At 28.6% G+C, this 14,275-nt stretch carries 12 protein-coding genes and 1 pseudogene; 7 read left to right on the top strand and 6 right to left on the bottom strand.

Going from position 1 to position 14,275, the window contains the following annotated elements; all coding sequences use genetic code 11:
* Positions 1–59 precede the first annotated feature (59 nt).
* Positions 60–689, bottom strand: a pseudogene (locus SR62_RS03495) (helix-turn-helix transcriptional regulator).
* A gap of 255 nt (positions 690–944) precedes the next feature.
* Here SR62_RS03495 and SR62_RS03490 point away from each other — a divergent pair.
* Positions 945–1,499, top strand: coding sequence for a hypothetical protein (locus SR62_RS03490; RefSeq protein WP_002893069.1), 555 nt, complete (start codon positions 945–947; stop codon positions 1,497–1,499).
* Between the two features lie 660 nt (positions 1,500–2,159).
* Here SR62_RS03490 and SR62_RS03480 read toward each other — a convergent pair.
* Both SR62_RS03480 and SR62_RS03475 read right to left on the bottom strand, forming a co-directional pair.
* Positions 2,160–3,551, bottom strand: a complete 1,392-nt coding sequence (locus SR62_RS03480; protein ID WP_002893070.1) for a DUF2972 domain-containing protein — start codon at positions 3,549–3,551, stop codon at positions 2,160–2,162.
* A 10-nt stretch (positions 3,552–3,561) separates the two neighbouring features.
* Positions 3,562–4,086, bottom strand: a complete 525-nt coding sequence (locus SR62_RS03475; RefSeq protein ID WP_002893071.1) for an adenylyl-sulfate kinase — start codon at positions 4,084–4,086, stop codon at positions 3,562–3,564.
* Between the two features lie 122 nt (positions 4,087–4,208).
* Between SR62_RS03475 and ispG the strand changes: the two genes are divergently transcribed.
* The gene (ispG, locus tag SR62_RS03470) at positions 4,209–5,282 is read left to right on the top strand and encodes a flavodoxin-dependent (E)-4-hydroxy-3-methylbut-2-enyl-diphosphate synthase (RefSeq protein ID WP_002893073.1); all 1,074 of its coding nucleotides are present in this window, start codon (positions 4,209–4,211) and stop codon (positions 5,280–5,282) included.
* A 29-nt stretch (positions 5,283–5,311) separates the two neighbouring features.
* Here the strand turns inward: ispG and flgH are convergent, their stop codons facing one another.
* Positions 5,312–6,010 (bottom strand): flagellar basal body L-ring protein FlgH, encoded by a 699-nt coding sequence (flgH, locus tag SR62_RS03465; protein WP_002864738.1) that lies wholly within the window; start codon positions 6,008–6,010, stop codon positions 5,312–5,314.
* An 89-nt stretch (positions 6,011–6,099) separates the two neighbouring features.
* Here flgH and pta point away from each other — a divergent pair, with 89 nt between their 5' ends.
* The 3 genes from pta to SR62_RS03450 all read left to right on the top strand — a co-directional run bounded on the left by pta (position 6,100) and on the right by SR62_RS03450 (position 9,368).
* Entirely contained in the window at positions 6,100–7,605 is a 1,506-nt protein-coding gene (pta, locus tag SR62_RS03460; protein WP_074484222.1) for a phosphate acetyltransferase, read from the top strand.
* A 13-nt stretch (positions 7,606–7,618) separates the two neighbouring features.
* The gene (locus SR62_RS03455; protein WP_002893076.1) at positions 7,619–8,806 is read left to right on the top strand and encodes an acetate kinase; all 1,188 of its coding nucleotides are present in this window, start codon (positions 7,619–7,621) and stop codon (positions 8,804–8,806) included.
* A 70-nt stretch (positions 8,807–8,876) separates the two neighbouring features.
* Positions 8,877–9,368: a hypothetical protein gene (locus tag SR62_RS03450; protein ID WP_002893077.1), complete on the top strand. Its 492-nt coding sequence runs from the start codon at positions 8,877–8,879 to the stop codon at positions 9,366–9,368.
* On the opposite strand, the gene SR62_RS03445 is transcribed toward SR62_RS03450, so the two are convergent.
* Positions 9,356–10,294, bottom strand: a complete 939-nt coding sequence (locus SR62_RS03445) for a hypothetical protein (protein WP_002893078.1) — start codon at positions 10,292–10,294, stop codon at positions 9,356–9,358. The genes SR62_RS03450 and SR62_RS03445 overlap by 13 nt on opposite strands.
* Positions 10,294–11,232, bottom strand: coding sequence for a 16S rRNA (cytosine(1402)-N(4))-methyltransferase RsmH (gene rsmH, locus SR62_RS03440; protein ID WP_074484223.1), 939 nt, complete (start codon positions 11,230–11,232; stop codon positions 10,294–10,296). Before rsmH ends, SR62_RS03445 begins: the two co-directional genes overlap by 1 nt.
* A gap of 157 nt (positions 11,233–11,389) precedes the next feature.
* Here rsmH and SR62_RS03435 point away from each other — a divergent pair, with 157 nt between their 5' ends.
* The gene (locus SR62_RS03435) at positions 11,390–12,880 is read left to right on the top strand and encodes a peptidylprolyl isomerase (RefSeq protein ID WP_002893081.1); all 1,491 of its coding nucleotides are present in this window, start codon (positions 11,390–11,392) and stop codon (positions 12,878–12,880) included.
* Positions 12,877–14,265 carry a cell division protein FtsA gene (gene ftsA, locus SR62_RS03430; RefSeq protein ID WP_074484224.1) on the top strand — a complete coding sequence of 463 codons (1,389 nt, stop codon included), beginning with the start codon at positions 12,877–12,879 and terminating at the stop codon, positions 14,263–14,265. The genes SR62_RS03435 and ftsA overlap by 4 nt, the downstream gene beginning before the upstream one ends.
* The last annotated feature ends 10 nt before the right edge of the window (positions 14,266–14,275 follow it).

Below are 14,275 nucleotides of genomic sequence, written 5' to 3'. Positions count from 1 at the left end.
CTTTATATCCTTTTGTATTGATGAGACAAGATTAGCTTGGCTTAGCTTATTGTGTGCTGTCATAGTCTTGAAAGTTCTCCAATTACCACACCAATTAGCAAAAAATCTCCATTTTTATAAAAAATGTCTTTATACAAAGGATTTAAAGAATGAAGCATTACTCCATCATTTTGCTTTAAAACTTGTTTTATAAAGAGTCCATCTCTAGTATTAATCACACAAATGCTTTTATTCTTAAAAGTTTTATTTCTATCTATTACACAAATACTTCCATCTTTTATAAGGGGCTCCATACTTTCTCCATATCAAGTGATAAACTCACACTCTTTACTTCCAAAAAAGTTTAAAACCTTTTCGTCGATGATTAAATCAGAGCTATCAATCAAATCATTTATACCACCTCCGCCTAAACTTGCATTTGTTTTATAAAGCTTTAAAATTTTATACTTGTTTTCACATTCTAATTGATCTTTTGGGGAACTTCCATAGAAGAAATAATTAATGCTTATATTTCTTTGATTTAAAAAGTTTAGGATTTGTGGATATGGAATGGAGTTTCTAAATTTCATGGAATTAAAAGTATCAGGATGAATTCCTAGTTCTTTGGCTATATCTTTTGTTTTTAAATTACACTTACCTTCACTGGCTAATATATCTTTTAACTTTTCAATCACTTCTTGCATTTGCATGTTAAATCCTTTGATTTTAATTTCAAAGAAATTTAACAAAAAATTACAAAAGGCAATTAAAAACTTTTGTTTTAAAAGGTTAATTTTTTAAGTTAAAATTATAAATTTATAAATAAAAATATACTTAATTTTGTATTAGAAATTAAAGTCAAAGAATAAAGCTTTAACTTTGCAAGGTAATTTTAAAATTGACTAAATTAAAAAAAATTAATATATAATTCTAATGAAATTTAATTATATATTAAAGGGATTTTAATGAAAATATTAAAAAATAAATATTTTATTCTGTGGATGATCGGGTTTTTTGCAATCGTATGTTTATGTTTATATTTTAATTTAGAAGTTAAAATTATTGCATCTGCCATTTCTGCCTATGCGGTGTCAATCTCATTGGTGCTAAATGCTTATTCTATTTTTGAAAAAACAAGAGCGGATAAATTTAATTTAACAATGCAGTTATTATCTAAATGGGATGAAAAACATTTTATAGAGGCAAGAGATTATACAAGAGAGCAACAAAATATAAAAGAAAAAAAAAGAAATGAAGAAATATTAAAAGAAATTAAAGAAAAACCAGAATTAAAAAGATCAATTATAATGATGATGAATTATTTTGAAACACTTCAAACTTTTATTGAAAATAATAGGATAGATGAAGGTATTATAATGGAGCATTTTGCACATATGTTAAAAGATATCTTGGAAAGGTATGATTGTTACTTAAATAGCGATGATTTCAAAAAAAATAATCCCTTGGGGCTTAAAAAACTTATAAAATTAAAAAATAGATGCAATACCTATATATCATAATTTAATTTAAAAAATAATGTAGCTATATTTACAAACCTAAAACTAAATATAGCTATATATTTCTATAAAAGTTAATCACTCTTTATATTTATCTTTTAAAAAACATTATAATTGGCAAAAGTTATCATCAAAGTTAAAAAATAAAATCAAAAATAAAAATAATTTTTAAATAAATTGAAGTAATCTTAGTCTATTATAAGATTATAAAAACCAACTAAATGTTTAAGTTTTCTATGTAACTATCCTCCAAACCTTAAAGCTATAGATAGTTACATACTATTTTTATATAAAAAGTGGTTAAAGTATGATTATATAGTGTTTTATAGAGATAGTTACAAGGTTAAAAAATATAAGAATATTTTAAGCAAAAATGTAACTATCCTAGAGAGTAAAAAACACTTTTGGGATATAAAATTTAAAATCAAAGCTCGTATTTATCCGCCTTTTAAACAGCATTTAATCAGTTTTTTTGGGATAAAACAGACATTTTGGGATTTTTGGGATATTTGGGATTTTTTACACTTTAAACTAGGAAAGATAAAAAGTCATTTTTGTAAGCTTTAAAATCCTATTATTTGGTATTTTTTGCTAAAATTATTTAGGGATAGTTACATACTCTTTTTAAAATACCCCTTACATCTTTTCCCTGAATATTGTCATCTAACTCTTGACGCATTTTTCAAATTCTTTATAGTATGTCCAAGAGTTAATTATATTGGGAAATTTTTGCTTTAAATGATTTAGATCATTTTCAAAAATATTAAAAAAAGTGTAAACAAGTGATTTATTTTTTATAAAATAATCTATTACATCTTTTTCTTTCATCATTTTTGATTCTGTTTCATCTATGGTTATTTTAATTTGATATAAAAAATCATACAAATAATGTTTAATTGTTGAAAATAAAAGATTGTTTTGTTCTAATTGCTTAAAATCATTTTTATCAATATATACACCCATATCATTACATAGGTCGTTTTTTATAATTTCTTGTATTATGTCTATTTTTTCATGATTGATATGTTTTCTGTCTAAAATTATGGGAATGCTAGAAGTTCTATCAATATTGAAATTTTTATTATTTTTAGGAGTATTAAGATAAAAGGTGTTATTAATATCTTTAGAATTTGCATAAAGTGTAATAGGAAAAAGATAGCGAATATAACCTCTAAATTCTTTAATTTTAAATAAATCTAATTTATCTTTATGGGGGGGGGTAAAATTAAAATTTATAGCAAGTAAATTCATGGTATCGAAGGCCTTTGATTGGCGGATTTCTTCCATATCAAGATAGTATACATTGTCTTTGTTAAAATATTTTAATAAATAAGAGATGATAAAAACTCCTTGTTGTAGTTCATTTATATCGATTTTAATTTTATGATTTTGATGAGTAAGATAGTTGATGTAATAACGCCAATCATAAGTTAGATTAAATTCAGGGGGATAGTTTCTTAAAACTTTACTCCAATCTCTTCCCCAGCTATGCTTTAAAAGTCCCATTGGATCTCGAACTCCGCAAATAATTTTAGAGTTAAAATCCAATAAAGATAGATATTTATCAAAATAAGGTAGATTAATTTCTGATATATTAATAGCATATTGAGCAATTGTATTATCATTTAGACACATGTAATTAATACAATATCTCTCTTTGCTATCAGGTGGTAAAACCCAGGAGGCAAAACAAGTTACATCGCAACATTGATTAAGGTATCTTAAAAATGCTGCTGCTCCAACGCCATGTGGAGAAATATAGATAAATTTATAGTGTTTAGGTAGGGGTAAATTTAAATCCCAAGCTAATTCTGCACAATGTCGACTAGCATCTATTTCTATAAAATTAGGATTGATTAAAGGTGGATAAGGATGTTTTGTTGATAAATATCTATTCTTAAATTCGCTAGAATTGAGCCAAGTGCAAATTGTTTCAATATTTTCCAAAACAAAGGTAAAAAATTTTTCATTATTCGAATTTTTTAAAGCTTGTAAAAGAATTTGAGCTAGGGTTGGAGTTAGGTTATTTTTTATATAGAGTAAAAGATTTTGCATGCTTTTTTCTTTATTTTTTTTCTTTTAGAGCTGTTAAGATGTAGGAAATTTTATTGTCAAGTTCTGTCATATAAGTATTATCAATTATTAAATTAGATTTTGGTTCATCAAAATCAATATCCATTCCCACAACATTTGAAATTTCACCTTTTAAGTTTTTGCTATATAAGTTTTTTTTATCACGTTTTTTTAATTCTTCAAAATCGCATTTTATGTAAATTTCAAAGTAATTTTTTAAAGTTTTTTTATTGTATTCGTAAATTTCATTCCACATGGAAATAGCGCTTACGATAACTAGCATATTTTGAGAACTGAGAAAATGTGCAAATTTAGAACGCTTTATTGACATATCGATACGACTTTGTTTATCATATCCATAATGCTCTAAAAGATCTCTCAGTTCATCGCCATCAAGATAAATAATATTATTGTATTTTTCTTTTAATTTTTTGTATAATGCTTCTGCAATATAACTTTTGCCACTTCCTGCTAGTCCTGTAATCCAAATAACTCCACCATTTTTAAAAAAATCCATAGATAACCTCCTTTTTTGTTTAGTATAAATGTGAAAATTTTTCCTATATTATCAAAAATAAACTTTAATTAAAGCAATAAAAAGTTAAAATTTAATATTAAAATTTTTCAAAGAGTGAAGTTATGGAGTATAAAAGATTTAAAACCAGACAAATCAAAGTAGGAAATGTTTTAATAGGCGGTGATGCACCCATTTCAGTTCAATCTATGCTTTTTACTAAGACAAGAGATATAGAAGGTTCTTTAGAGCAAATCAATCGTCTTTATTTTGCAGGAGCAAATATAGTGCGTTTGGCGTGCTTGGATATGGCTGATGCAAGAGCTTTAAAAGAGATTAAAGCTAAAAGTCCTTTGCCTTTAATCGTAGATATTCATTTTAATCATAATTTGGCTGTATATTGTGCTGAATTTATCGATGGAGTGCGTATAAATCCTGGCAATATAGGCTCTAAAGAAAATATCAAAGAAGTGGTAAAAGCATGTAAAGAACGGGGTATCCCTATACGCATCGGTGTAAATCACGGCTCCATAGAAAAACAATTTAGCGATAAATTTGGCTATGGTGTCGATGCTATGCTAGAAAGTGCGATGTATAATATCAAGCTTTTAGAGGATTTAGACTTTTTTGATATTAAAATTTCCATGAAGACTTCAGATGCTCAAAAAACTATAGAAGCTTATGAGAGATTAAGACCGCTTTGTGATTATCCTTTTCACTTAGGGGTAACTGAAGCAGGAACTAAATTTCATAGCACTGTAAAAAGTTCTATAGCTTTAGGAAATTTACTTCTTAAAGGTATAGGCGATACTATGCGTGTTTCTATGACGGGTGAGCTTGAAGAGGAAATTCGTGTAGCAAGAGCGATTTTGCAAGATAGTGGAGTGCAAAAAAGCGGAGTAAATATCATCTCATGTCCAACTTGCGGTAGGATTCAAAGTGATTTGTTAAGCGCGATTAAAATCGTAGAGGAAAAAACCAAGCATATAAAAGAACCTTTAAATATCAGTGTTATGGGTTGTGTGGTAAATGCTTTAGGTGAAGCTAAGGGGGCTGATGTGGCTATAGCCTTTGGGAAAAATCAAGGACTTGTCATAAGACATGGTGAAGTTGTAGCTAAATTAAAAGAAAGTGAACTTGTAGATAGATTTTTAGCTGAAGTTGAAGATGAGGTTAAAAGTAGGACTGTAAAAGAATAAAAGCCAAGAAGCAAGGTTTAACCTTGCTTTTAGAATGGCCATATCGCTTCTATAACTTTGCTACCCCAAGGTTTTCTTGTGCTTCTATCCACTTCACCTTCTGTTTTATAAAGAATTTTAGCATCTGCTATATATTTACTATCTATAGTATTGTCTTGACCGATGTCATAAGGACGAATAACACCGCTTAATTGTATGATTTGTTTCTCTCCGTTGATTAAAAGCTCTCTTGAGCCTTCGATAAAATAATTACCATTTGATAAAATTTTAATTACACGCGTTGAAATTGTAGTATTGAAACTTTCATTTCTGCTTTGTGAGCCTGTTCCTGTGTAGTTGTTTGAACTATTGGTTTGAAAGCCTATATTAGAATAAGCGTTGACTTTATTAAGAGCATTAGCTACCACTCCTGAACTTCCTGTTAAAGCACCTCCGCCTAAATTTGAGGTATTAGTTCTACTTGTTGCTTTATTAGCTTGTGTGCTTTGAGTGGTACTTTCTTGTATAACAACTGTAACTAAATCATTTACATTCATAGCTTTTTTATCTGAAAATAAAGGATTATCTCCTTTGCCAAAAAGCGATCCTGGTGCACTTTCTACATTATTACTTTGTTTTGGTGCAAGTTCTTCTACATAAGCAGGTGGTTTCATTGAAATTTGCGGATCAACCGTTGCAGAACAACCAAAAAATGCAAACGGTAACACATAAAATAAAACTTTTTTCATTTTCGTCCTTTAAAATATGAATTTTTATTTTTCTTTGTTAAAATTAGAAAAAGCAAAGAGTGTTCCACATTTATAAATTCAAGGAGAAAATGATGGCAAATCTTTATTTGATGAGATCTAGAAGTGATGAGTTAAATACTATTATTAGTACAAATTTGCTTAAAAATTATAGCAAAATTTACAAAAATATCGCAATTTATTGCCCTGTAATATACATACATCGCGTCCCTGTTTTGCAAGGTTGGTTGGAAGAATTTAATATCAATCAAACTGTAAAAAGCGCTTATGGTTTTACCTTTAGAGAGGCAATGGAGGAATTTAGCAAAGATCCTCATAATTTTTTTAATGTTATTTTAGAAGAATACGAAGAGTTAAAACGCAAATACGATTTTGTGCTTGTAAATAGCTTTTGCGAATTTGGAATACTTGATGGATTTGATCTTAGTATAAAATTGGCTAAAAATCTTAATACCCCTATCGCTGCTATTATTAACGATGAAGATAAACTTATAGCTCAAAAATATTTCGATCATGCCCTAGATGGTCGTAATTATGTTTTGATTAATGAAAATTTTAATTTTGAAGAAGTGCAAAAGCTTGAAGAGTATGATTTTATAACTCCGCATCGTTTTAAATATGAATTGATTAAACAAAGCGTAAAAAATAAAAAAACTGTTGTTTTGCCAGAAAGTAATGATGAGAGAATTTTAAAAGCTGCTGAAATTTTATTAAAAAGTAAAGTTGTTGATCTTATTTTATTGGGTGATGAGGAAAAAATCAAACAAGATGCCGCTAGATTAAGTCTTGATTTAAGTACTATACAAATTATGAATCCGCTCAATTCAGAATATAATCAAGAATTTACTTCCATTCTTTATGAGGCAAGAAAATCTAAAGGAATGAGTTTAGAAGAGGCTAAGATGCTAGTTCAAGATAAAACTTATTTTGGAACTTTGCTTATACATACTGGAAAAGCTGATGCTATGGTTAGTGGAGCATCAACTACTACGGCTGAAACGATTCGCCCTGCATTGCAGATTATTAAAACTAAAGAAGGTATTAGTTCTGTTTCGGGAATTTTCTTTATGGGGCTTGAAGATCAAGTTTTAGCTTTTGCTGATTGTGCTGTAAATCCAAGTCCAACTGCTGAACAGCTTGCAACTAGTGCTTATGTAAGTGCTATGACTGCTAAATCTTTTGGACTTGAACCAAGAATAGCTTTGCTTTCTTATTCTAGTGGTGATAGTGGTAAGGGAGAAAGCGTAGATCTTGTAAAAGAAGCATTAAAGATTGCTAAAGAAAAATACCCTGAGTTAAATATAGATGGTCCTATGCAGTTTGATTGCGCTTATGATTCAAAGACTGCAGCAAAGAAAATGCCAAATTCTAAGATAGCAGGTCATGCAAATGTATATATTTTTCCTGATCTTAATGCAGCAAATATTTGTTACAAAGCAGTTCAAAGAACTGCTAATGCTTTAGCAATCGGTCCTATTTTACAAGGTCTTAAAAAACCTGTTAATGATTTAAGTCGTGGATGTTTGGTAGATGATATTGTAGATACTGTTATTTTAAGTGCTATACAAGCTCAATAGAAAGGAATAATAAATGAAAATTTTAGTTTTAAATTCGGGTTCTTCATCGATTAAATTTAAATTTTTTGATAATAAAGTTGTTAAAGCGAGCGGCTTAGTAGAGAAAATCGGAGAGCAAAATTCAAAAGTTATATTAAAAAATGTTTTAAATAATGAAAGTTTTGAAAGGGAATTAACAATAAATAATCACGAAGAAGGACTTAGTATAGTCAATGAGCTTTTTAAAGAATCAGGAATTTTAGCAGATTTAAATGCGCTTGATGGCTGTGGTCATCGTATAGTTCACGGGGGAAGAAATTTAAGTGAGCATTGTTTAGTAGATGACTATGTTCTTAAAGAGATAGATAGGGTTAGTATTTTTGCTCCTTTACATAATCCTGCCCATTTAGCGGGTATAAAAACAATGATTAAAGCTGCACCTAGTGTTGCAAATGTCGCTATTTTCGATACAGCTTTTCATCGCACTATGCCTGATTTTGCTTATATGTATGCTTTGCCTTATGATTTTTATGATAAGCATAATATTAGAAGATATGGTTTTCATGGGACTTCTCATGCTTATGTTAGTTCTAGAGCGGCAAAATTTCTTCAAAAAGATCAAAATGAATTAAATGTCATCTCTGCTCATCTTGGAAATGGTGCAAGTGTATGTGCTATAGAAAAAGGTAAGAGTATGGATACTTCTATGGGCTTTACTCCGCTTGAAGGACTTATTATGGGAACGCGTTGTGGAGATATAGATCCTGCTATTTTACCTTTTATTAGTCATCTTAAGGGTTTAACTATAGAAGAAATAGATACACTGATGAATAAAAAAAGTGGAGTATATGGAATTTGCGGTTATAATGATTTTAGAGATATAGAAAGAGAGATAGAACAAGGTAATGATAAAGCACGCTTGGCTCTTGATATGTTTTGTTATCGTCTTGTTAAATATATAGGATCCTACTTTGCTGTGTTACCAAAAACCGATGCTATTATTTTTACAGGTGGTATAGGAGAAAATGATAGTTTGGTTCGACAAAAAGTATGCGAGAGATTAGCTCATCTTGGTATCGAGTTAGATTTTGAACTTAACAAACAAAGGATTTCGGGCGAAAGAATGATAAATCATGCAAATTCTAAAGTTAAAGTGCTTGTTATTCCTACAGATGAAGAATTAGAAATCGCTAGAATTACAGAAGAATTAATAAGCAATTGAAAGAGGTTTATATTTAGTAAAAATTAATTTTGTTTAGATAAAATTTTAATTAAAAAATAAAGCGTGGATTATGAAAAAATTTAAAGAATTTAGCCTTCGTTTTTTATTTAAAGTATCAGAACAACCTGTTTTAGCGAAGGATTTATTAGAGGCAAATGCACTTTTTAATGACGGTATGCTTGTAGATCCTTCTAAGCTAAATTTTAATTTCAAAATTCTAAATTCTTATATTTATTTTGGTGTTTTTTGTGCTGTGGTTTTGTTGCCATTGCTTTTAATTACTCATTATTTTTTGACAAAACTTGACTTTCATATAAGCATAGTAAGCGCTGTTATGGTTACTGCTTGTGTATTTATAGGATATGATATTTTTAAAGTTTATACTCGCAAAATAATCTCAAAAAAAATAATACAAAAAGCTTGGGCTTTGCATTTCCCTTATTTTGCTTATGAAAAATACTCTATAATGGCAGGTGAAATTTATAAGGAAGCTTTAAAAGAAGAAATTCCAAAAGCAAATTTAGAGCAGTATGTTTTAGATAAGATTATTTATTCTAAATAATCTAAAATTTGATTTTGGAATCGCATATTTTCAAGTCTTCTTTTTAAGTCTTTATTTTCTTCGTTTAAAACACTTTCTTCTGTTCTTAATGTAGCAATTTCTCTACTAAGATAATAAATTTGATTTCTAATATAAATTTGTGGAGCAAATAAAAATAACGCAAAACTAACAAGCAAAGCCGCAAAAAGAAGATGATTGAAATTTAGGTTTCTATCTTCTTTGGTGGCATTAGAGAAGCCTTCTAGTAAAACATTTTTTGCCTTTTGAGTATCTTCATCATTTTGTTGTTTTTCTTGATTTTGATTAGATGGTTTTGGAAGTTCTTGTTTATTTTCTTGTGGTGTTATTTTTTTTTGTAAATTTTCCAAACTTTGTTTAATATCGAGTTGTTTTTTAATATCAGGTCGTTTTTCTATAGTTTGGGAATTTTGTATTTTAGGTTCAGTTTTTTGAATTTTTTCTATAGATTTTATGGATTCTTTTTTTTCCTTTTTATCTTGGATAGGATTTTGATCATTTTTTGTTTGAATTTTTGGTTTGGTTTGAATATTTTTTATCTCGTTTATTTTTTTTCTTCCAAATGAAAAAATTTTTTTAGTTTTTTTATTTTCTTCTTTTTCCCTTTCTTTCATTTTGGAAAAAATTTTTTTAGCAAGAGATTGCTTTTCTTCTAATTTAACATTGATCAGATCTTCTTTTAAATATATATTTGATTTTTTAGTATGTTTTGGCTCATATTCTTCATCGAATTCTTCTAAGAATTTATTAGGAGTCTTTTTTTTAAAACGACGTCTTAAAATATCATCGCTAGAAATTTCATCTCTTAAATCATCATCAAGCGGTTTGCCTTGATTTATAGCGCGAGAAAATTTCAGCATTTTTTGGCGTATGTTTTGGCGTTCTTTTATAAAATCATCTTCTAGCATTATTTATTGTCCAAATTATTAAAATAAAAAGCCCGCATTTTAGCACAACTAGAGCGAGAATTTTTTAAAAGTTCTTCCTTGCTTGCACTTATAGCTTTTTTGGTTATTATTTGCCCTAGGCTATGGTTATTTCCACATTCGCAACGCATTATTTTTTCATCACAAATGCAGTTTTTTGACCATTTTTTGAAAAAATTTTTTACTATTCTATCTTCCAAAGAATGAAAACTAATGATTGCTAAAATGCAATTTTTTGGTTTTAAATTTTCTAAATGCTCAAGAAAATCTTTAAGCACTTTAAGTTCTTGATTTACTTCTATTCTAATGGCTTGAAATGCTAAAGTGGCTTTGGAAATTTTTCTATGATTTTGTTTGTCTTTTCCTATGATTTGATAAAGTTCCTTGGCGCTTTTGATTGGATTTTTACTTCTTTCTAGGCAAATTTTTTCAGCAATAAAATGTGCATCGTGCAATTCTCCATAATCTTTAAAAATGGAAGTTAATTGCTCTTTTGTATAAGTATTAATAATCTCATAAGCCGATATTTTGGAGTTTTGATTCATTCTCATATCCAAAAAGTCAGAATTTACACTAAAACCTCTTTCGTTATTATCAAGTTGAAATGAAGAAACTCCAATGTCTGCTAAAATACCTCTTAATTCTTCTTTATGTGAAATTTTTTCTAAAACTTCACTAAAATTACTTTGTATAAAAGTTATCCTATTGTGAAAATCTTTAAGACGTTTTTTAGAAAATTCTAAAGCTTGTTGATCTTGATCGCAAGCAATGAATTTAAGATCAGGATGATTTTTAAGCAAAGCTTCACTATGTCCGCCAAATCCTAAAGTGCAGTCTAAAAAATAACCTGTTTTAAGATTTTTAAAAATCTCTTGAACTTCATTAAGCAAAACTGGGATATGAGGAATTTCCAAAATCAATCCTAATAAATTTTTATAAACTATAATTATAACTAAATTTCATTGTAAAAATATAAAATTTAAAGAACAAATATTTTTTGGTAAAAATTTTATAATTAAACTCCACTTAAACACTTCTACGATACAATATCTAGTTTAAATTTAATCAAGGAATGATATGCTTACTTGGATGCAACATCACAAAAAATATCTTGTTGTTACTATATGGGTTAGTACTATAGCTTTTGTTGGCGCCGGCTTTTTAGGTTGGGGTGCTTATGATTTTAATCTCAATAGAAGTTCGAGTGTTGCAACCGTAGGAAATGAAAAGATAGGTTTTAGCGAATTTGATACTAGATATAGACAAATTTTAAGTTATTATAATCAAATTAGCAACGGTGCTTTAACTCCAGAAAATGCTGAGCAACTAGGCATTAAAAATATAGCTTTAAGCTCCCTTGTTGAAGATAAGCTTTTGTTAAATTTTGCCAAAGATTTGGGTATTGGCGTAAACGAGAATGAAATTTTACAAAAACTTGCAAATACTAGAGAATTTCAAGATCCTACAGGGGATTTTAACAAAACAATTTATTATGAACTTTTAAATGCCAATAATTTAACTCCAAAAGATTATGAAACACAACTTGCAAATGAAGTAATTACTGATAAACTTAATCAAATTTTTAATATTCCTAGCAAAGACGAGGAATTAAAAATGTTAGCTTCTAGTTATTTCATGCAAGATGCTTTAAGTATTGCAAAAATTGATTATGACAAAAAAAATATTAAGATTAATGAAGAGGATTTAAAAAAGCTTTGGAATGAGCATAAAGAAGATTATAAAACTAAAAAAATATATGAAATTTCAACTTATTTTTTGTCAGTTAGCAATGAGAAAATTGACGACAAAGAATTAGAAAAATTTTATAATCAAGATGAAAATAAACTAAAATATAAAGATTTTGCAGGTAAAGTGATGGATTTTCAGTCTGCTAAAAATGAAGTTGCTAAAGATTACGCCTTAATGCAACTAAAGAATGTGGCTAATGCTAAATTTTTAGATTTAAAAAACGGGAAAGATAATTTTCAAAAAGATCAAAATATTAGTGAATCTGATGTTTATTATCCAATTGATCTTTTGAATAAAGCTAAAAATGGAGATGTTTTACGACCAGCACCTTATAATAACGGATATATCATAGTTAAACTAAATAAAGTAGATCCTATAAGAAATAAAACTTTTGAAGAAGCTAGAGAAGAAGTTTTACCTATGTATTTAAGCGAACAAGCTAGAAAAAATTTAGAAGAAAAAGCTAAAAATAGTTTGGTAAATTTTAAAGGCGATGATATAGGCTTTGTAAGTCGAGATAGTTCTCGCGAGAGTGTAAAGCTTAGTGATAAGATATTAAATGACTCTGAATTTGCTTATTTTTTAATGAATGTATTTAATACTGATCAAAATAGTTCTTATGTGATCATTAATGACAATAAAGCAATATTATATAAAATAAATAAACAAAAATTAGATATGAACTCCGATAAATTTGAACAATACAAAACTATGCTTGAGCAAAATTTGCAAAATTTAAAAGCAAATGAGCTTAAGCAAGAACTTGTTGATGAACTTAAAAAGATATATCCGATAAAAATTTATTATAAAGGGAATTGATTTTGAATATATTAGGAATTGACTTAGGCTCAACCCAGACTTGTGCCATTATTGCTCAAAAAGATGAAGATGGATTAAAAATTATTGGTTTTTCCAAGTCGAAAACCAACGGGGTTAAAAAAGGTGCCATTACCAATATAGAGCTTGCTTCTAAATCTATTGAAGAAGCTGTTAGAAGTGCTGAGATGATGAGTGGAGTTCATTATGATAAGGTTGTGGTGTCTATATCAGGTGCTTATACTAAAAGCGTTGATAGCATAGGTGTTGTTAATATTCCAAATCATGAAATAGGCATTAAAGAAATTCATCGTGCTGTAAGTACAGCTAAGCATACTGCCAATCTACCAAGTGGTTATGAAATTATCCATGTTTTGCCTTATAATTTTAAGGTTAATGATCTTGAACATGTTGATGATCCTTTGGGAATGAGTGGCAATCGTTTGGAAGTTTCAACCCATATAGTGATTTCACAAGAATCTCATATTAAAAATCTTAAGAAAGCAGTTGAATTAGCTGATTTAAGAGTGGATAATATAGTTCTTTCAGGATATGCTTCAGCTATAGCTTGTTTAGATGATAGCGAAAAGGAATTAGGTGCTGTTTTGATTGATATGGGTGGAGCGATTTGTGATATGGTTGTTCATACTGGAAATTCAATTAGATATAATGATTGTTTGCAAATTGGCTCGATTAATATCACCCAAGATTTATCAATGGCATTGCATACACCTTTAAAAGAAGCAGAAAAAATCAAGCTTAATTATGCAGCTCTTTCACAACAGCCTAATACCCTTATACAAATTCCTTCAATGGGTGATGAAAGAAAGGTTAATGAAGTTTCTTTGGATATTATTTCAAACGTAATTTATGCAAGAGCGGAAGAAACTTTGATGATTTTGGCAAAAATCTTAAGTGATAATCGTTATGCCAATGCTATAGGCGGTGGAGTTGTTTTAACAGGTGGAATGACTAAGTTAGCAGGTATTGATGAGCTAGCTCCTGCAACATTTGATAATCGCTCAGTTAGACTAGCTACTGCAAGAAAAGATTTGATTACTGGTTTTAGTGAAATTTTTAGTGATCCTGAAAATACTTGTGCTATAGGACTTTGTTTATATGGAGCGGGATATTTTACGCCTTATGAACTTGATTCTAATGAAAAATTAAGATATAAAGGGGAAATTGAAAATTTTAATCGTCAAATTAAACAAGATATTGTTTTGCAAAAAGATGCAGAAAGTGAAATAAAATCTGATTTTTTTGATGAAAATTTGCAAGAAAATGATACAATTGCAATACAAGAACAATTAGATTTTAAAGAGCCAAAAGAAAAAAAACCTAGCGTTTTTTCAAATATCTGGCATAAAATTATGAATCAATTTTAACAAGGAGAAA

This window comes from Campylobacter sp. 2014D-0258 (assembly GCF_008000495.1).
Classification (GTDB): Bacteria; Campylobacterota; Campylobacteria; order Campylobacterales; family Campylobacteraceae; genus Campylobacter_D; species Campylobacter_D jejuni.
This window is presented reverse-complemented; position numbering and strand designations above follow the sequence as displayed.